17 protein-coding genes, 1 tRNA gene and 2 pseudogenes are annotated in these 18,302 nt (G+C 44.2%); 6 read left to right on the top strand and 14 right to left on the bottom strand.

The window, feature by feature from the left end; genetic code table 11:
- Positions 1–12 precede the first annotated feature (12 nt).
- Entirely contained in the window at positions 13–549 is a 537-nt protein-coding gene (locus tag WJM94_RS13260; RefSeq protein ID WP_444494821.1) for an MltR family transcriptional regulator, read from the top strand.
- Between the two features lie 57 nt (positions 550–606).
- Here WJM94_RS13260 and WJM94_RS13255 read toward each other — a convergent pair whose 3' ends face one another.
- The 4 genes from WJM94_RS13255 to WJM94_RS13240 all read right to left on the bottom strand — a co-directional run bounded on the left by WJM94_RS13255 (position 607) and on the right by WJM94_RS13240 (position 4,442).
- On the bottom strand, positions 607–1,044 hold the full coding sequence (locus WJM94_RS13255) for a glucosamine-6-phosphate deaminase (RefSeq protein ID WP_444494685.1): 438 nt from the start codon (positions 1,042–1,044) through the stop codon (positions 607–609).
- Between the two features lie 32 nt (positions 1,045–1,076).
- Positions 1,077–1,352, bottom strand: coding sequence for a hypothetical protein (locus tag WJM94_RS13250; RefSeq protein ID WP_444494684.1), 276 nt, complete (start codon positions 1,350–1,352; stop codon positions 1,077–1,079).
- 148 nt (positions 1,353–1,500) lie between these two features.
- Positions 1,501–2,301: a glucosamine-6-phosphate deaminase gene (nagB, locus tag WJM94_RS13245; protein WP_444494683.1), complete on the bottom strand. Its 801-nt coding sequence runs from the start codon at positions 2,299–2,301 to the stop codon at positions 1,501–1,503.
- A 374-nt stretch (positions 2,302–2,675) separates the two neighbouring features.
- Positions 2,676–4,442, bottom strand: coding sequence for a lysophospholipid acyltransferase family protein (locus tag WJM94_RS13240; protein WP_444494682.1), 1,767 nt, complete (start codon positions 4,440–4,442; stop codon positions 2,676–2,678).
- A gap of 296 nt (positions 4,443–4,738) precedes the next feature.
- Here WJM94_RS13240 and WJM94_RS13235 point away from each other — a divergent pair, with 296 nt between their 5' ends.
- Entirely contained in the window at positions 4,739–5,458 is a 720-nt protein-coding gene (locus tag WJM94_RS13235; protein ID WP_444494681.1) for an SIMPL domain-containing protein, read from the top strand.
- Between the two features lie 55 nt (positions 5,459–5,513).
- On the opposite strand, the gene WJM94_RS13230 is transcribed toward WJM94_RS13235, so the two are convergent.
- A complete protein-coding gene (locus WJM94_RS13230; protein ID WP_444494680.1) occupies positions 5,514–6,563 on the bottom strand; it encodes a DUF4382 domain-containing protein in 1,050 nt (349 codons plus the stop codon).
- Between the two features lie 312 nt (positions 6,564–6,875).
- On the opposite strand from WJM94_RS13230, the gene WJM94_RS13225 reads away from it, so the two are divergent.
- Entirely contained in the window at positions 6,876–7,166 is a 291-nt protein-coding gene (locus tag WJM94_RS13225) for a D-fructose-6-phosphate amidotransferase (protein WP_444494679.1), read from the top strand.
- A 140-nt stretch (positions 7,167–7,306) separates the two neighbouring features.
- Here WJM94_RS13225 and WJM94_RS13220 read toward each other — a convergent pair whose 3' ends face one another.
- A complete protein-coding gene (locus WJM94_RS13220) occupies positions 7,307–8,110 on the bottom strand; it encodes a MetQ/NlpA family ABC transporter substrate-binding protein (RefSeq protein WP_444494678.1) in 804 nt (267 codons plus the stop codon).
- 225 nt (positions 8,111–8,335) lie between these two features.
- Between WJM94_RS13220 and WJM94_RS13215 the strand changes: the two genes are divergently transcribed.
- On the top strand, positions 8,336–8,722 hold the full coding sequence (locus WJM94_RS13215; RefSeq protein ID WP_444494677.1) for a DUF2799 domain-containing protein: 387 nt from the start codon (positions 8,336–8,338) through the stop codon (positions 8,720–8,722).
- Between the two features lie 379 nt (positions 8,723–9,101).
- Here the strand turns inward: WJM94_RS13215 and WJM94_RS13210 are convergent, their stop codons facing one another.
- The 5 genes and pseudogenes from WJM94_RS13210 to WJM94_RS13190 form a co-directional block, all read right to left on the bottom strand.
- Positions 9,102–10,298 carry an FMN-binding protein gene (locus WJM94_RS13210; protein ID WP_444494676.1) on the bottom strand — a complete coding sequence of 399 codons (1,197 nt, stop codon included), beginning with the start codon at positions 10,296–10,298 and terminating at the stop codon, positions 9,102–9,104.
- 19 nt (positions 10,299–10,317) lie between these two features.
- Positions 10,318–10,599: a tetrachloroethene dehalogenase gene (locus tag WJM94_RS13205; RefSeq protein WP_444494675.1), complete on the bottom strand. Its 282-nt coding sequence runs from the start codon at positions 10,597–10,599 to the stop codon at positions 10,318–10,320.
- Positions 10,600–10,611: 12 nt separating this feature from the next.
- Positions 10,612–12,018, bottom strand: coding sequence for a reductive dehalogenase (locus WJM94_RS13200; protein WP_444494674.1), 1,407 nt, complete (start codon positions 12,016–12,018; stop codon positions 10,612–10,614).
- Positions 12,019–12,093: 75 nt separating this feature from the next.
- On the bottom strand, positions 12,094–13,023 hold the full coding sequence (locus WJM94_RS13195; protein WP_444494673.1) for a LysR family transcriptional regulator: 930 nt from the start codon (positions 13,021–13,023) through the stop codon (positions 12,094–12,096).
- Positions 13,024–13,114: 91 nt separating this feature from the next.
- Positions 13,115–13,372 (bottom strand): annotated as a pseudogene (locus tag WJM94_RS13190) (hypothetical protein); the annotation flags it as partial.
- 644 nt (positions 13,373–14,016) lie between these two features.
- Here WJM94_RS13190 and WJM94_RS13185 point away from each other — a divergent pair.
- Positions 14,017–14,202: pseudogene (locus WJM94_RS13185) on the top strand (hypothetical protein); the annotation flags it as partial.
- Between the two features lie 248 nt (positions 14,203–14,450).
- Here WJM94_RS13185 and WJM94_RS13180 read toward each other — a convergent pair.
- The gene (locus WJM94_RS13180) at positions 14,451–14,795 is read right to left on the bottom strand and encodes a hypothetical protein (RefSeq protein ID WP_444494672.1); all 345 of its coding nucleotides are present in this window, start codon (positions 14,793–14,795) and stop codon (positions 14,451–14,453) included.
- A gap of 1,158 nt (positions 14,796–15,953) precedes the next feature.
- Here WJM94_RS13180 and WJM94_RS13175 point away from each other — a divergent pair.
- Positions 15,954–16,094, top strand: coding sequence for a hypothetical protein (locus tag WJM94_RS13175; protein ID WP_444494671.1), 141 nt, complete (start codon positions 15,954–15,956; stop codon positions 16,092–16,094).
- A gap of 25 nt (positions 16,095–16,119) precedes the next feature.
- Here the strand turns inward: WJM94_RS13175 and WJM94_RS13170 are convergent.
- Positions 16,120–16,195 (bottom strand) — tRNA-Ile (locus WJM94_RS13170).
- 143 nt (positions 16,196–16,338) lie between these two features.
- Positions 16,339–18,210 carry an RNA polymerase sigma factor RpoD gene (gene rpoD, locus WJM94_RS13165; protein ID WP_444494670.1) on the bottom strand — a complete coding sequence of 624 codons (1,872 nt, stop codon included), beginning with the start codon at positions 18,208–18,210 and terminating at the stop codon, positions 16,339–16,341.
- Positions 18,211–18,302 lie beyond the last annotated feature (92 nt).

Genomic DNA, 18,302 nt, shown 5'->3' with positions numbered 1-18,302 from the left:
TTTGAAGAAGTCATGCCAATATACTCAAATAACGAATCGGAATTACTAGAAGAACTTGCCGGATCTGCTAATGCTGCGGAGTGTTTGTTATGTGCGTATGATGTGTTGGAAGACATGCTCGATGCGGTGTTAAAGAGCATCTTCTACAAAGATGATTATGCGGTGAAGTTCGTCGTAGACCCTCTGCTTTCAGGCAACGGTCCTTTGGGGGAAACTCTTGTTCGTATTAAACTTTTGCTTGGTTTGGGTGTGATCAACAAAGAGACATACGACGACATTGAAGTGTTTGTCACATTAAAAGAGTGGGTCAAAGTTCAGGAAGGAGAGGTGAATTTTTGGGATCAAGATATTATCTTTGAGCTTAATCGAATTCACGCGATACAAAAAATAATGCCCATCGACTATTCTCCAGAATTAGTCGAGGGGCTGAATAATGAAATGAAATCGATGTTTTTAGACAGACATTTCCAAAGAGTGCGCTCCACTATTGTACTCGCAGTTAACGATATACATCAGCAGTTATCTAAAGATAACGCTCTCACTTCTTAAAGCGCTCGCTGTCAGCATCACTTTCGATTTGTTTATTTTGCTGTAAAGTTCAGATTTTTAGGCAGACTTCAGACTCGCGTTTTTAATTTGTTGCATCCATTCATCACACTGAGCCAAGAGCTCTTTTAAAAATGGCACAGGCTTAGAGAGTTTTTCTGTGCCTTTTATTTGTGTGTCTGTTAACTGCCAGAAGTGGTGAGTGATAAGGTTTCTTTTATAAATAAACTGTGAAATCTCGTTAATCGGCATCGGCAGATTGTCAGTCAATTCGTGTTGTAAGATCTGCAATGTAGGTTGGATCTCAGTAGTTGTACCTTTTAAAAATTGGTTAGATGTCATCTTCCCTAAAACTTGAATATCCTTACAGCGAGACTGTTTACACAGTGGTTGGAAAGCACTGTATAGTGCAAACTCTACTTTTTGGATTGCGATCAATGTTGCCCCAAGAAGTGGTAGAACCTCTTGGCTAACATGGGTGTTTTGTTCAGTCTTCATGGCTTCAAAGTTAACTCGTTAATGTGAAAGGGCTATTCGAAAAGAGAGAGGGCTTCTTCAACGCTAAATTGGTTTGCATCAAAAATGATGTAGTCACCACAATGGGTTGGCGTGCATTGAGCGTTTCCCTTAAACCCAATACTGGTAAGTTTTTCCAATACCAAATTACTGGCTTTAGCGTAGATAATATTGAGAAAAGGTAAGTGATTTGAATGCACTGCCCCTTTATCGTTAAAGATATCCAACGCTTGAGAGAGGTGATCGGAGTCAGTGAATTCTATGATCTGGGTGATGTCGTCCAATAGCATACATTTCCATACTTTAAATGCGGTTAATAAGGGGGGTACTCTACTTTGTTAGATTTGAATTCGCTAGTGTTGAATCCATCTAGATATAAAAACCACCTCATATGGAAGTGGTTTTTCTTAGATATAATTCACTAGAATAGAGGTTTAATTAAAGTCCTTGGATATTATCTTTTTCTAGTTCTTTGAAGTAACGTAGCGTTTTCACTTTGAGCTCCTGTTGGGCATCTTCATCTGCAACAATGATTGCCTTACGATGCATTTGTAGCGCGGTTACTGTCCACATGTGGTTAACGCTGCCTTCAACGGCCATTTGTAGTGCAAGTGCTTTATTGTGACCTAGGGAAAGAATCATCACTTCTTCTGCATCTAACAGCGTGGCTACACCAATAGTTAGAGCGTATTTTGGTACTTGGTTAATATCGTTGCCGAAGAAACGAGAGTTAGCAATACGAGTATCTTCTGTTAACGTTTTAATGCGTGTACGAGATGATAGAGAAGAACTAGGTTCATTAAATGCGATATGACCATCAATGCCTACCCCACCCATAAAAAGATTGATTTTTCCGTATGATTTAATCTTCTCTTCGTATGCTGCGCAGTGTGCATCTATATCTTCTGCCTGACCATCAAGAAGGTTGATGTTCTCTTCTTGGATGTCTACGTGATTGAAGAAGTTGGTGTACATGAATGTACGGTAAGACTCTGGGTGGCTGGGATCAATACCTACATATTCATCCATGTTGAATGTCACTACATGTTTGAAGCTTACTTCGCCTGCTTCATATAAGGCAATTAGCTCTTTGTATGTTGTTAATGGTGTTCCACCTGTAGGAAGGCCAAGTACAAATGGACGATCCGCAGTTGGTTTAAATGTATTGATCTTGTTTGCAATATGGCGAGCAGCCCATTTACCTACTTGTGCAGCATTATTTAGAGGAATTAGTCTCATTTGTCTTTTCCTATAGGTGGCAATTTGATGAAGTTGATATCTTATTTTTTATTGTAAAATAAGAGTGGCGTGTTTGCCAGTTTTTTGAGCGAAAAATTACCTAAAACTCTTAATTTCGATCAGGTTTTTACGGTTTTTATGGATATGTATTTGTAATATTTAATGTTGTTTTTCTTTATGAAAAAACCAGGGAGTAGGTGATTTACATTTAAAGATAAGCACATAACTCATTGCTCGTTTCTAGTTTATCTCGTTATATATTGGGCTTAATAACTCAGAAATTGGCGGGTAGGTTTGCAATCGATAGACTTGTTCTGTGGTAAGCGCGACAAAAGTGCTGCCATAGTCTTGCAGCACTTGAGTCAGAGAAGTAATTATCTGATCTCGATATCAACACCATGGGATTTTAGGTAAACCTCTGCTTGGTTTGTCCCCATATATCTCCCAAGTGTTTTGAGTGGAACGTTTCTAAGATCAACCATAATCAAACCATCCAATGCATTGTTAAACGCAGGATCGACATTAAAGCAGACCAATTTCCCATTCAGACTTAGGTATTGGCGTAACAATACCGGAACGCCTTTTCCTTCATCGATTCGAGCGATCACACGCGATAGCAACTGTAAATCACCCAAAGCGGTGAGCATGCTTGTATTCCAATTCAGATTGTTCTCGGGCAATGGATTGGACGGTGTGACGTGCTCTGCACAGGCGTTGTCGTAGTGATGCAGTGTCATCGACTGCGCCAGCAATTGACGTGCGGTCTGACTGTAGTCGTTGCTGATACTGACTGGCCCAAAAAGATGAGTGTACTCTGGGTTCCTATGCACGAATGTCGCAATGCCTTTCCATAGAAGTAGCAAAGCACTCATGCTCTTTTGGTATTGCTCGGCAATGACTGAGCGTCCCATCTCAATGGATTTACCCATTTTATCGAGAAAGCGTTGGTCATAGTTGAAAAGGGTGCGAGAGTACAACCCTTCAACGCCTTGCTTCGCCAGCAATTTATCCACCAAACCAAGACGGTACGCACCAACCATGCATTGGTTCTCTCGATCCCATACAAACAGGTGTAAATAGTCGTGATCGAAATGATCAATATCGATCGCTTGCCCTGTACCTTCTCCAACCTGACGGAAATTGTATTCGCGCAGGCGGCCTATCTCATGCAGCAGGGATGGGATCTGCTCAGCGGCAGTGCAGTACACTTCAAACTCACCACTTTCGAGAAGTTTGGCTTCTTTAGGTAAGCTGTGCAGCTCTTCGAGCAATTGGCTTACTGGTAACCCTGCCGCGATGGGAAGTGAGTTATCGGTGAAAGCCACTTGTTGAGTTGCACTGGAATCGCGGTTAAGCAGGTAGGTATTGAGTCGTAAATAATTGACCACCTGATCATCGCTGAGGTTACTCAGCTCTTTAAATTTAATCGCCTGTCCAAATGATAACTCGATCGTCTGAGCATTCTTATTAAGCAGCTCTCTTCCTAGCATCAAGGTTCTTAGCAAAGGATGAATTTTGCCTGCCATGTAGAAGCGCTTCGAGTTTTGGCCGTTAATAAATACCGGAACCGTTGTGGCTTTATTCTTGCGAATCAAGCTACTGACGCTGCGACTCCATTCTTTGTCTTCAATACGCTGCTGCTTTGAATCAACCAATTGCGATACTTCACCCGCAGGGAAAACCAGCAATAGACCACCATTAGCAAGATGTTTGTTTGCGGCGCGCAGTGCTTTTATGTTCGATTTCACCGCATCTTTGCCTTCAAACACATCAACACCAATAAACAACTGGTCGAGCTCTGGAACCGTTTTAAGGTATTGATTAGCCAGAATTTGTATATCATCCCTAACCATAAGCAGTAACTCTGCCAGAATGACACCTTCGACACAGCCAAGCGGATGGTTGGCGACAATCACGGTAGCGCCTTGTTTTGGTACTGAATCTAATGAGCCATGGGCAATACGATAATCGATGCCTAGGATAGAGAGCGTGAAGCGTAAGAACGTTTGAATATCAGCATTGACGGGTCTCTGGGCATAGAATTTATCAAGTTGACTTAATCCGGTTGCCCATTCAGCGACATTTTCACCAATGCCAAACGGCGTTTTACGAGGGAGACGAAAAGGGGTAGAACTATCCATATTAACCTCAGCGTGTGAGTTGCTTATCGGATAGTAGAAATTGCAGATGACAGTTCAGCGGCAAAATAGTGAGCTTTTGGTGACAAAAGAGTGACGGTTTTTTGAACAGGAAAACGAGGTAAGTCGAAATTAGCGTAGGTTGTTTAAACAGAGGCGGAGGCGATTCTGCAATGATATTTGTCACTCTGGTCCTGGTTTCGTGCGACAAAATCCGTGTCATGTCTCCACCTTCCCCGTATAGATAGACTATCTTATCGAGTACGAACGATATCGAGTTGGCATGATTAGGAGGCGAAATGGAGCGATTTTCCAATAAAGCGGTACTTTGGCTTGGCTTAAGTTTAATACTGGGTCTCGGACTTTTAGGGTTCTTTATCCAGCAAACCGCCATTAAATATAAAGCTTATGAGCGGGTAGTGACGGTGAAGGGATTGTCAGAACGAGAGTACCGGGCGGATACCGTTATTTGGCCAATTCAATTTACTGTTGCGAGTAATGACATGAACATGATGTTTGACGACATCGATGGGCACACGCGTTTAATTGTCGATTTTCTTAATACAAGAGGGATGGCAGAAGCCAATATTTCTCTCTCTTCACCAGCAGTGATTGACCGAAAAGCTCAGCAATATGGTAATGAGCAAGACATCGAGTTTCGTTATATTGCTTCCCGCATAGTAACGGTATATAGCCAGAATATTGATGTTGTCAGAGCCGCAATTAATGAAATTGGAGAACTGGGAAAACAGGGCATATTACTGAATCAGGATCCCTACGCTAATCGTGTTGACTACAGCTTTACTAAACTGAATGACGTAAAACCGGATATGATTGAAGAAGCGACGAAAAACGCGCGAGAAGTAGCGGAGAAGTTTGCTAAAGATTCACAAAGCTCGTTGGGTAAGATAAAGAACGCGACACAAGGCCAGTTCTCTATTTTTGACCGTGATAGCAACACGCCTTATATCAAGAAAGTACGTGTAGTTTCTACCGTGCAGTACTATTTGTCTGATTAAAAATAAAGCCGCTCACAATGCTGAGCGGCTCTTTCTATTCATCGCTTATCCAGAACTATAGGATAGGGTCGATGTTTTGTTCTGTCAGTTCACCCGCCACCACTTCTACTGGTGTGTAGTGTTGATACATCAAGAAACCGTCTTCAGAAGCTTCATGCGCATCCGGAGTATCAATGTATGCAGTACACGTGTAACCGATAGAGTAGGTACCCGGACCGATATAGCCGAACTCGTAGTCGTACGTTACGTTGCCTAGTTCATCTTCCGTCTCATTGACGTCAGCAATCGCAACTGGTGTGCTAAATTCTGCTGGCGCACCTAGGTCACCCATCGTGCTGCGATCCATCTCACCTGCATACAGGTAAACAGAGTGTACCGCTGGAGCATCGTTGATAGCATTCCACGCCGCACTGTCTGCTTCACATGCTTGGTATTGTACTGGGCTTACTTCTCCACCAATATGGCCAGCCTCAGATGCGTTCACTAAGCTTACCGCGTTAGAGTTCATGTTCATGTGGTCCTGACCCGTTGGATCTGCCAGACCTTTACGCAAATCAAACTCAACGATGTAGCTGTTGTAGCCTGTGTGTACTTTCACGTACTGACCTTTCTGAGAGAACTTCAAGCGGCCTTGATCGCTGGTATCTGGTTTAGTGCCATAACAGCTGCCTTTGCTGTTCACAACGAGGCCTTTCACTGTACCGTCCGTTTTTTCTACGTAAGAAAGCGATGTGTCATTCAGTTGAGTACCATCTTTAGCGTACAGACACATTGCGTAGTCACCCGGTGCAATAGTTTGCTCACTGATAATGGTTTCTGCGTTGCTGCCTTGGTATTGCATCAAGTCTACTTGACGTAAATCGCCGTCTTCACTGACGTTCATAATGATAGCATCGCCAGTTTTTTCGCCTGTTTCAGGATCGAAAGGGATTAAAACTACATCTTCAAAAGCCAAAACGACTTTGTTCGCATCGTCTACAGGAGCATCGGAAACCGCTAGAGAAAAAGTAGCTGCTTCTGTATTAGATGAAGAGTCACCGCCATTACAGCCAGTCAGTAAAAGACCACCTGAGATCGCAAGTAGAGGGTAGGTGTAATTTTTCATATTGCCTCTTTTGTTCACACTGCTAATGAGTCTAAAAGGTTAGTCTTAAAAGAGAGAAAGAATGTCATTTCAGAGTAATGAAGGAGTAAATCTTTCTTATTGTTTGACAAATATACACATGTAAATGGTCGTCATTCTCCACTCGATAAATGCAGTAATGAGACACGTTGCTTATAGCTATTTTGTTTAACGGGACAGCGCGTTATAAAACTATGTTCTTATCTGTATTGAGCGGATCTTGATGATAATCAAGCTACAAGGGTGGTTAGGGGAGTATGTTGATCTGACCGACTACTAGAAGGAATTAGTACCATGGCATATAAGTATTTCATAAGAGAGCTATTGGGATTAACCATTGTGGTTTGTGTGGTTTTCGGAGTATTGGGTGTAATGCTGGATCTTTTTGCCCTAACAGCATTTTTTGAGCATCAGAGTTCTATCGCGGCGGTATTTTTTAGTGAGTCGTTTTATTTTGTTATTTTCTTTATCCCGCCATACTTTCTCTGGAAACTTATCAATCGCCCTGATTTGGTTTTAGCGACCCAACAATACCTTGAGAGGAGACTGGAAGCGGAGCGCCGAGAAAGTGCGGGGCACGTTTAGTCCATTCTGCGAGGCAATTCTTTAGTGATCTATAACAACAAAGGCTCATGGATGTTTCCACGAGCCTTTTTCAATATTACCGCCCACCTGACTAGCGAGAGTGATGCCAGGTTAGTAAAGCGCCATTTTGCTTCTAATGGTTAAAACGCTGGCTCAATCGTGCCCTTAAATGTTTCATTCAAAAAGTCACGAATCTCCTGAGACTGGTAGATAGAAACAAACTTTTTGTATTCTTCTTTATTTTTATCTGCTTCGCGAGTCGCAATAACCATAACGGCAAGAGGCGCTTCTTTAGACTCTAGGTAGATACCCTGTTTCTTTGGATCAAGCCCCGATGACATCACGTAGTTCATGGTAATAGCTGCGGCATCCACATCATCTAACGTTCTTGGCAGCTGAGCAGCGTCTACTTCAATGAACTCAAAACCTTTCGGGTTTTCAGTGATGTCTGTCAACGCAGCTTTATGACCAACACCTTGTTTTAATTTAATTAAGCCTGCATCCGAAAGCAGCAGAAGACCACGGCCACCGTTGGTTGGATCATTCGGGATCGCGATACGCGCATTATCAGGCAGTGCATCAAGAGAGTGGTACTTGTTTGAGTATATGCCCATGCGCATCAGAATAGATTTGCCGATAGAAACCAAGTGAGAGTTATGACTGTTGTTGAAGTTGTCTAAAAATGGCTGGTGCTGATAGCTGTTGATATCGATACTTCCATCGCTTAAAGCTGCGTTTGGCGTAACGTAATCAGAGAATTCTACAACTTCTACTTTCAGGCCTTGTTTAGCGGCTGCTTTGGCGACAGCCTCCACAACTTGCGCGTGAGGGCCTACCGTTGCGCCAACTTTAATGACTGAATCTTCTTTTTGCCCACAAGCCGTTAAGCTAAGTGCTGCCATAAGAATTAAAGGCAACTGCTTAATGTGACGAAAACTTTTCATGATAACTCCATTTATACTTACTAAACTTTAGACGTCTATACGGCTACTCTAGCATGATTAAAAATAGCGTCAATATTTTGATTACGGTGTATATCATGCTGCCTCCAACATATTCAATGGAATCGATATTTGTTTCCCAGTCATAGTTCCAGCAGCACACCATGTTCTATACTCAATTTGGGTCGTCCGAAACATCTTATAAATAGTTGGTACAGGGAGGTTACAGTGAAATTTCCACTCATAATTTTGTTGAGCTATATCCTGATTGGGTGCTCATCAATTTCAGAACAATCTATGCTGGCGCAATCTGGCGAGTGGTACAGTGTTGGTTTGCTAGATGGTCAGCAAGGCTATCATCAGCGAGCAAGGGTTGAACTTGTAACGCTAAGTGATATAGGAGAAGAAGGATTCCAGCAGTATAAGCAAGGCTATGTAACGGGAATATCTAGCTATTGTTCACCAGACAGCGCGTACGAACAGGGTAGTTATGGCATTCGCTATCGTGGACAATGTGCTAATACAGAGTTTGAAGACCTAGCGGTAGAAAAATGGCAGGCTGCGTATTCTGATTCATTAGCGATGGAAGCAATGTTATTTGAATATAGCGATTAGGCGGCGCTTTCTAACATGTTAGTTTGAAGAGTGTTTCTGTTGGATTCTTAACTGAACCACAATTGCTAACTGCAAAAAGGCGTAGGAGGTAAGAACCTGCTACGCCTTTTACAATTGGTGGCTCCTATAGGGTACCAATCTTTATTCGCGGACTCTTCGTTCTTATCGTTGGGGGCGTGGCCTTATTTTTTCTGATGCCTTCCCGGGAGATTGCCCCGGTGTTTTACGTGACAGATGAACGGATTCTATTGGCCGTTCATCTGTCTGGTCAGCCAATAAAATTGTGGGTTACCAGGGAAGGTGTTCCATCAACTGAGACAGACAGAAAGCAATAATTAAACCGCAGGTCAGGCTTAACAGTATTCCAGTGATAATGGGCTCAGTGCGAGCTGTTTTTTTGCCGTGTTTGGTCATGGGGAATGTTCCTTACCGGTATACGCTGATACCGTTTCAGTGTTTTATTACGTGCCTCCAGCGAGGTGTTGAGAAATCTTCCCAGCGGGCAGAACAGACGACACCAGAAATTGTTGACTAACAGTGAACCAAACAGACTGAGAGGAAGGATATACCACTGTATTCCTATACCATCCAGTGAAAACAACATCGAAAATGGTTCGTACGACCCAATCGCCGGTGTCCTTGATAAAAAAATCATCATCAGGGACAACCACAGTAATCCGTTAACCCATGTCTTCAGGTTCCGCTTGAGCCGGTTTGGTATTTCCAGATTCAATTGGCTGATTTTGTGCAGCCAGCGCTGAATGTAGTGAAATGGGCAGATGAAACTGCAGTACAAATTTTTCCCCAGAAAGACAATGGAACCCAGTGCACCTACCAGCAGGATGTACCATAAAAGATGATCCTGCAGAGGTGGGAAATAGCCAAGCAGCAGAGCACCAACAGATGAAATGGACAGTGCTGTATTGAAAATGTAGCCGATAAACAAAACTGAACTGATGGCCAGCAACTGTTGGTAATAAGAACGCCATTGACCTGGGATCAATTTGACTGAAGCGGCCGCAATGAACAGAACTATCACTGCTAGCTCCTGATAGCCAAACTGCCACTGGCTCTCCTGGTCTGGAATACTAAGTTTAAGCTGTTTCGCCACAGAATGCGCAGCACTCCGGATACTGGCAGTCATTCCTCTGGAAGTAAAAGTGGCCCCACTGACACCATCAATATCTTCACCCAGAACCAGTGGTTCGTTAACTTTACGGTTTAAATACTGGGAGAAAAATTTGCCCTGGTAAAAACGGGCTAGATATCCAGGTGTTTCCGCATGTTTAACTAACTTAATGTTCGATATTTTGTCGTTATCACTGACTTCAATGGCAACCAGCATCGGGCCGCCATAGCCATAGGCTTCTCCCAGACTTACATGGTGAATATTACCATTCTGCTCTGTCACCAGAAATTGCGGACCCTGAGCGGACTGGAGCTGAGTCACTTCGGTATCAGGATATGCCTGATGCAGGAGAGCAGGATAATCTGGCTGCTGCCAGATAAGGCCGACAACAAACGCGACGGCCAGTGAGATCCAGCTGAAAATGGACAGTATTCGTTTCAACTTCATGCTTTCAACTTCGTGTATGTTATCTGGCGTAGACAGAAGATGACGTCAGTCGGCGCCAGACATATAAAGAGAAGAGCAGTGCCGGTATTCCGAAACAGATCAGCCCCATGGCGCCAGACTGTGGTTCACCCTCTGCGAAAGAAGCCCACGACCAGCCAATACAGAACCAGGTCATTCCAAGTGCGGCCAACAGCCCTAAATGGGTGATCAGATCCAGCTTGTAAGCATCACGGAGAGTCAGATATCCCCATAATGCGGCGGTGGTTCCCATCCCCATTAAATACCACATTAGTCCTATCATATTGATTACTCCTCAGGTGAAATCCCCGTCAATCCCACTTTTCCAGAATTTAATGACGGCCTTTTCGTCATTGATATTTCCGTATCCGAACAGTATGTCCGCCTGTTTCATGAGTTTATGGACAGGACCACCAGTGAAGGTGTTGGAGGCGTCGATAAGCCGGTGATGCCAGAAGTCAGGTTTGTTCCAAGGACATGCGGCAATACAGGCACCACAGTCACCACCGTTATCGGCCCAGAATTTGAAACATTTTTTAGCGTCATTATAGAATTTGCGCATCCCAGGCAGACCATGCCAGTTATAATTTGGATCATCATGGCCGGGATATGTTGGTCCCATAGAGGGCTTGTCATCCATACTGATAGCGCCAGAAGGGCAGGATTCAGCACAGCGTTTACAGTTTTCACAAAATTCCATAATGCCGAAGCTGCGAGGCTTATCATAAGCCGCCTCATCCAGCTCCAAATCTGTATACACTTTAGAGATACGTACGCGGGGCCCAAGTCTTGGGGCGATCAGGGCTCCGTTTCTTGCTCCCTCTCCCAGTCCGGCAGCGATTCCGTAAGCAACAGAGTTACCCAGGTCATTACCTGAGCCTACGGCTTGATAACCAAGAGCGCGAAGGAATTTGGCCATAGAACCAGCCTGAACGGTGTTTCTGCTGTAGCCCATTGCTGCTGTTGCTGATCCTGGAATCGCCGGAGCAGTTGCCATGGCTTCATAATCCATATCGGTCAGCATGACGATGACGCTTTTGGGTTCAAAGGGGAAATCTTTTTCCCAGGATAGTTCTTTCTCCTGGGTTACATCGTAGAGAGGGGTATAATCCCAGCGTTTATCCCGGCGGCATATACCAACACGCGCAGCACCGAATGTTTTCGCTGCAGTTTTGATTGCGCTTACTTTCTCAACGGAATCCTTAAATGGGTAGCGTTCTTTAGCTACATCAGACTGATCCCAGCTCAGAATTCCCTGATTAGGGACGCCTCCGGCCTCCATGGGGGCGAGGCGATTCATCACTTCCCAGCATGCCTGCTCCAGCGCATAATCCAGCTGTGTGTAGCCGATTTTGTTATTATCGGCTCTGGTGTGTGCTGTCCAGTATTTGAAAAAGCCTTCCTGAAAGTTAAACGGTGTTTCCCCCGCCAGAATAGGCCCGCCGGAATCGCTACTGAAGGACTGGTTGCGGTAAGCGAACTTTTCTGGCAGCTTTTTGCTGAGCGCAAAAGTCAGGATAACGTTTCTCTGGTCCATTGATTTGTAGTTGTCGGCAATCTCGACTGGAAAAGCGTCCTGTTCAATACCGTCAACACGATGTTTTACCCAGCCACCGGCTCCAGCCAGAACTCCGACACCAGCTGCTGCTCCCGCCCCCAGTTTTAATAACTGTCTGCGAGAAATATCCGTTTCTTCACTCATACTCACCTCAGAAAAAACACACAATTTTTATAAGGGATAATAAAGTGAAATCTTAGTTAAACGATATGCGAAAAATTAAGAAGGACTTTTCTGATTTTTGCAATAATTCTGCTGAATAAGCTCAAAATGGTGACGAAGGAATTCCAAGACGATTTTAACCCGATAGGGGAGATAACGACGGCTTGGATAGAAGCCCCATAAAGTGACGTCAGTGGCATACTGCCCATCAAACAGTAGTTGCAATTTCTGGTGTTCCAGATGTCCGGCACAAAACAACGAAGGTATCCATGTTACTCCAAGACTGTTAAGTGAACCGGAGATACAGAGGTCAATACTTTCTGATTCAAAGGGGCCGTCAACAGCCACTTTATGGATTCCATCCTGATCCTGCCATAACCAATGGTTTCCGGCCAGTGAGCCCTTAGCGGTCAGCAGACAGGGATAATCAGTCAGCTGTGAAGGATGCTTCAGATCTGGATAACGGGCAATGAAAGTAGGGCTGGCAATGAAATGACGCGGCAGGGTAACGAGGTGATGCCCAATCAGTGAGCTGTCCGGAGGAGCATCATGATCGACATACAGAATCAAATCTGCCTGAATTGTCATGGGATTCTGGCGGCTCTGATAAGAAATAAACTGTAGCTTAATTCCCGGATATTGCTCATACAGATCTGGTAGCAGATGGCTGATCGTCAGGTTGATGAAATCCAGCGGAGCAGCAATAGTCACGACTCCGCTAGGATTATTGCGTAACTGGCCCACGCTCAGTTGTAACTCTTCAATTTCTTCGAGTATTAGCCTGCTGCGTTCCAACAGTTCATCACCTGATTCAGTCAGAGTTAAGTTTCGGGTAGTCCGGTCAAACAGCCGGGTGCCCAGAGAGTCTTCTAACTGCGCAATGCGCCGGCTGATTTTTGATACCGGTACGTTCAGGCTACGGGCCGCGGCGCTCTGACTTCCGCTTTCAGCAACCGTAACAAACAGGGCTAAGTCTTCGGTGTACATAGTTGAGTCTGGATCAATAGTGCGAATTGAGCACATTGTAACAGAATTACCAAACAGGTAAGTGTTGCTGGGCTTACGGTTTTGAACTTCATTACCGATGAATGCTCCGGTACCGTTCAGCCTGCTCCTGACCCATAAATTTACCCAGTGTTTTGCGTGGAACTTTACGCAGATCGTGCCCGTCAAGGGAGTCATTACAATCGGGAGCCACGTTAAAACTAACCAGTTTGCCGTTCAGTCCCAGATACCGCCAAAGAAGCGCTGGCACGCCTTTCCCTTCATTAATTCTGGCGATAACTCGTGATAACAGATGAAGATCCGCCAGAGAGCTGAGCAGACCCGGATTCCAGTTTTTCATCTCGTCCTAATTTTGGTGCTGAGTCTCCTGCGTAATCTCAGCTAGAACCCCATTTAGGTATCTCAATTATATTTATATTAATAACTGGACCTAATGGAACGGATGTTGGTTATATTTTTGTTGGTTCAGGCGCGGAGTTTTTTTGAATTTTAGGTTCTGGCATGAGTGGTATGTGTCTGCTCTGGTTCGTGCTGTACAGACGAGAAAGAGTTCTGATGGTCGACATCATTCTGAGACAGGAAATACATCACTGTGGTGACTACGTGTAATGTTTCGGCTGACTGAATGGACCTGAGCTTACCGGAAGTAACCATTGTTTAGAGAAAAGGTACCGGATATAGACCGGACCAAAAAGACAAAGGCCCGTAGATTTCTCTACGAGCCTTCTAGAATATGGTGGCCCCTCCCAGACTTGAACTGGGGACCAATCGATTATGAGCGAAGGTCTGACCGCATACGCTACACCGGACTAACCCACTAAATATCCCACGTATCTACCTGCAAAATCTCATTGTCCTAAGATTCGCATGACTACGCTGACATTGACGACGTACAGATGTGGCTGGGGTTTGACGACGACGCGTCGATGAAATTGAGCTGAATTTGTAGGGTTGGGACAGGAGAGGGACCGGAACAGCGAGGTGTATAAATCCCTATATCCCTCAGGTTCAGCCAATAACCAAGGGTTTTGTGCCTCAATAATTAGAGATTTAGGTCTAGATAAAAAGTCAGAATCATCAATTTACCTTCACGTATTAGGCGATGAATATCAGAAGATAAAAGCCGAGCTGTTAGCTCTCGCCGGCAAGGAAACCAAATAACCCACCCATTTATCTTCGTTGACGTCGAGCCGACGACAGCAATCCAAATCAAACTCTTCAATCAATAAATCTAATAGGAAATGTAGTAATGAAAAACTACTAATCAGTGCGTTATTTGTAGCTACGGGTTTGAAGAGGGCGGCGGCAAATTGCAGTTGAGTACTGACAATGGACTTATTGACCACTTCCCTCCCTGAAGGAAGAAGGGTTACAGCGTTGTTCTGATAAGGCACGAAACAACAAAATGTTCAGTTCATCACCGTTTCAGTACAATTATTAACATTACACTCTTCTACACGTATAGTGTTGCCAAAATTGTCACTATAAGTGGTCTTATAGCGTTTACCTTGAATCTCACGGATCGCAGTCCACTTATTACCTTCTTTATCAGTACCTCGCAGATACTGATTATCTCCTGCCTCAATCGTTGTTCGACTCCAGGTTAGACCGCTGGTGCGGTCCTTGCACTGTTCGAAATGCATATTTCCGGTTTTCGATTTCATACAATAGACGTTTTCGGTACTATGAAAAGAATCTGCTAAGGCAGAAGTAGTTAAACCATTACAAATAACAAAAATAACCAGTTTATGCATTCCAACGCTCATAAATAACAACCCAAAAAAGAATACTATGCTGAAAGTTATCAACTTATTTTTTGGGGACAGTATCACAAAAAAACGTCAAGCCTACATTGTTTCTTATTGATATTGTGAAATCGAGATCAATATCTTATTTTGATTCATTATTACTGTAAAACTACTTGTTAAAACAAGTGCTTCGGAGCATTCCTAAGACCCATTTCGGTTTAAATCGAACGTACATTCTACCGTAATCTGACAATTCATTAGCCAATGCTTGCCTTGCGCATCCTAAAAGCAGAATTTGGTGGGTAAGGCTTATGCTTAGAAACGGATGAAGGTGAAAAAAGTATTTCCGCACTAGGCTTAAATAAGTCAGAGATAAAATTGATTGAAGATGCATCAAACCAAAAAGGTTGGGTTTGTGTTGACGATTTAGAATACCCAAATCATATTTGTCCTTCTCGTTTGTGTAGATAACCCAACAACTAAAATCCTAGATCGCTGGGTCGGTCACACCAGACTGGCCCTGTAATCTCGCTCTAAGGCTTGCTCTGCCTAACTTCCTGCATGATGTAGTTTCTGCAATTATCGCGACGGCGTCGTCGGTCCGGTCTCTATCCGGTCTTTAGCTGTGATTTTGGCTAGAGACCGAGCTGGACACGAACCCTAATGTAAATTTCCTATTTAGGTTTTCCGTCCAGTTTGCCGTCGTCGTCGACGGTAGTTCCATCTGATTCCACTAACCCAACTCGCAGCCCTAACTCATACCAGATTCGCGCTGTAATCCAGTGTGCCGTTAGTTTTTCCGGTTCCAGTATGAATCCAGCCCTGTAATTAGCTGCTGTTTCTGGGGCTGTGGTTGACAGCTGCTGACTACTGACTTAAATCATTTACGAGAAAGACAGACCGATTACCACTGAGGGTAATCGGTCATCATTGAATGCTGTTTTTTCCTGACTGGCTAGTTCTGAGAGCTTTAGGATCATGGGTGTCCTTCCCGTCACTGAACTAGCTATCCATCCCATATCTATATTAATAACTTCAGCTAATGGACAGGATGTTGGTTATATTTTTGTTGGTTCCTGCGCGAAGTTTTTCTGGGGTTCGGTTCTGATGTTGAGTGGTATGTATCTGCCCTGATTCGCGTTGTACAGACGAGAGAAGGTTCTGATGGTGGATATCACTCTGATAGGGGAAGTGCGACTCTGTGGTGACTACGTGGAGTCTTTCGATGTTGCTAATGGACCAGAGCTTACCGGAAGTAATCGCGGACCGGATATCGACCGGACCAGAAAAGACAAAGGCCCGTAGATTTCTCTACGAGCCTTCTGCAATATGGTGGCCCCTCCCAGACTTGAACTGGGGACCAATCGATTATGAGTCGACTGCTCTAACCACTGAGCTAAGGGGCCGATAGGTCAAAGATTATAGGGGAAGCGTTGTGAGGTGTCTAGATACCAATACCGCTAATTGCGCTTAGTTTTTATTCACTTAGCACAATTGATAATAAAAAAGGTGACCTAGGGCCACCTTTTTTGTTTTTTTGAAGCTTCGTTTATTCGTCTAGGAAGCTGCGCAGTGTTTCTGAGCGGCTTGGGTGACGAAGTTTACGCAATGCTTTTGCTTCGATCTGACGGATACGTTCACGAGTAACGTCGAACTGTTTACCTACTTCTTCTAGAGTGTGGTCAGTGTTCATGTCGATACCAAAACGCATACGAAGTACTTTTGCTTCACGTGGTGTCAGACCAGCAAGAACGTCTTTAGTTGCCACTTTTAGACTAGTCGCTGTAGCAGAGTCTAGCGGCAGTTCTAGCGTCGTATCTTCAATGAAATCGCCTAGATGCGAATCTTCGTCGTCACCGATTGGTGTCTCCATAGAGATTGGCTCTTTAGCAATTTTCAGTACTTTACGAATCTTGTCTTCTGGCATCTGCATGCGTTCTGCCAGCTCTTCCGGTAGCGGTTCACGACCCATCTCTTGCAACATTTGGCGAGAGATACGGTTTAGTTTGTTGATCGTTTCGATCATGTGTACCGGAATACGAATCGTACGTGCCTGGTCCGCGATTGAACGAGTGATTGCCTGACGGATCCACCACGTTGCATAAGTCGAGAACTTGTAGCCACGACGGTATTCGAACTTGTCTACCGCTTTCATCAAGCCGATGTTACCTTCCTGAATCAGATCCAGGAACTGTAGACCACGGTTGGTGTATTTCTTCGCGATAGAAATTACCAGACGTAAGTTCGCTTCAACCATCTCTTTCTTCGCACGACGAGCTTTCGCTTCACCGATAGACATGCGACGGCTGATGTCTTTAACGCTTTGTACGCTCAAAGAAGTCTCTTCTTCAATCATTTTTAGTTTCGTGATTGAACGACGGATTTCTTCTTCGTTACGTTTGATTTTCTCAGCGTATGGCTTATCAGAGGCTAGAATTCCATCTAACCAAGCATCACTTGATTCATTGCCAGTGAACAGCGCAATGAATGATTTCTTCGGCATTTTGCCGTATTCAACCACAGACTTCATGATCAAACGTTCTTGAGTACGAACGCGATCCATAGCTGTGCGCAGTTCATTCACTAGGTGATCAAACTGTTTTGGTGTCAGACGGAACTCTTGGAACACATTCAGCATCATCTCGTTAGCTGCTGCTGCTTTCGGACTTTCGAAGCCGTGTTCGTTGATCGCTAACTGTAGATTTTGGTATGTGTTACGCAGTTCATTGAACTTCTCGAGAGCTAACTCTGGGTCGATACCAACATCTTCTTCAGTCTCTTCTGAATCGTCGTCGCTATCTTCGTCTTCGTCTTCGTCATCTACGTCTTCGTTGTCTTCATCTTCCAACTCAGCTTCAGAAAGCTCTGAGCCGATATGGGTCGCTGTCGGAGCCGCAGTGTCATCAGCGTTAGGATCAACAAATCCAGAGATGATGTCAGTAAGGCGAAGTTCTTCTGCTTGAACTTTGTCAAATTGCTCAAGAATGTATGGAATCGTACCCGGGTATTCAGCAACAGATGATTGAACTTGGTTAATACCTTCTTCAATACGTTTTGCGATGTCGATTTCGCCTTCGCGGGTCAATAGCTCCACGGTGCCCATTTCGCGCATGTACATGCGTACTGGGTCTGTTGTACGGCCAATTTCACTTTCTACGCTAGAAAGTGCAGCTGCTGCGGCTTCGGCAGCATCTTCATCGGTAATATTTGTGTCATCATTTAGTGCTAAATCATCAGCATCAGGAGCAGTTTCTACTACCTTAATGCCCATGTCATTGATCATCTGAATGATGTCTTCTACCTGTTCTGAATCTACGATTTCAGCAGGTAGGTGGTCATTTACTTCGGCGTAGGTCAGATAGCCTTGTTCCTTGCCTTTAATAACAAGTGACTTTAGCTGTGACTGCGGATTTTGATCCATAGACGGTATCCAACTTCGTAATCTGGTGAAGGAATCAGTATGCGAAATGCAAACCACTTACTATAACAAATTAAATTGATGCTGACTAATTA

The organism is Vibrio sp. YIC-376 (assembly GCF_052353105.1).
Classification (GTDB): domain Bacteria; phylum Pseudomonadota; class Gammaproteobacteria; order Enterobacterales; family Vibrionaceae; genus Vibrio.
The sequence above is the reverse complement of the archived record's forward strand: the minus strand, read 5'-3'. Positions and strand labels throughout refer to the sequence as shown.

Bases quoted from the DNA above. Each gene is read 5' to 3' on its own strand.
- WJM94_RS13260 (WP_444494821.1), top strand. From the start codon at position 13: ATGCCAATATACTCAAATAACGAATCGGAATTACTAGAAGAACTTGCC.
- WJM94_RS13255 (WP_444494685.1), bottom strand. From the start codon at position 1,044: ATGAAGACTGAACAAAACACCCATGTTAGCCAAGAGGTTCTACCACTT.
- WJM94_RS13250 (WP_444494684.1), bottom strand. From the start codon at position 1,352: ATGCTATTGGACGACATCACCCAGATCATAGAATTCACTGACTCCGAT.
- nagB (WP_444494683.1), bottom strand. From the start codon at position 2,301: ATGAGACTAATTCCTCTAAATAATGCTGCACAAGTAGGTAAATGGGCT.
- WJM94_RS13240 (WP_444494682.1), bottom strand. From the start codon at position 4,442: ATGGATAGTTCTACCCCTTTTCGTCTCCCTCGTAAAACGCCGTTTGGC.
- WJM94_RS13235 (WP_444494681.1), top strand. From the start codon at position 4,739: ATGGAGCGATTTTCCAATAAAGCGGTACTTTGGCTTGGCTTAAGTTTA.
- WJM94_RS13230 (WP_444494680.1), bottom strand. From the start codon at position 6,563: ATGAAAAATTACACCTACCCTCTACTTGCGATCTCAGGTGGTCTTTTA.
- WJM94_RS13225 (WP_444494679.1), top strand. From the start codon at position 6,876: ATGGCATATAAGTATTTCATAAGAGAGCTATTGGGATTAACCATTGTG.
- WJM94_RS13220 (WP_444494678.1), bottom strand. From the start codon at position 8,110: ATGAAAAGTTTTCGTCACATTAAGCAGTTGCCTTTAATTCTTATGGCA.
- WJM94_RS13210 (WP_444494676.1), bottom strand. From the start codon at position 10,298: ATGAAGTTGAAACGAATACTGTCCATTTTCAGCTGGATCTCACTGGCC.
- WJM94_RS13205 (WP_444494675.1), bottom strand. From the start codon at position 10,599: ATGATAGGACTAATGTGGTATTTAATGGGGATGGGAACCACCGCCGCA.
- WJM94_RS13200 (WP_444494674.1), bottom strand. From the start codon at position 12,018: ATGAGTGAAGAAACGGATATTTCTCGCAGACAGTTATTAAAACTGGGG.
- WJM94_RS13195 (WP_444494673.1), bottom strand. From the start codon at position 13,023: ATGTACACCGAAGACTTAGCCCTGTTTGTTACGGTTGCTGAAAGCGGA.
- WJM94_RS13180 (WP_444494672.1), bottom strand. From the start codon at position 14,795: ATGCATAAACTGGTTATTTTTGTTATTTGTAATGGTTTAACTACTTCT.
- WJM94_RS13175 (WP_444494671.1), top strand. From the start codon at position 15,954: ATGGTGGATATCACTCTGATAGGGGAAGTGCGACTCTGTGGTGACTAC.
- rpoD (WP_444494670.1), bottom strand. From the start codon at position 18,210: ATGGATCAAAATCCGCAGTCACAGCTAAAGTCACTTGTTATTAAAGGC.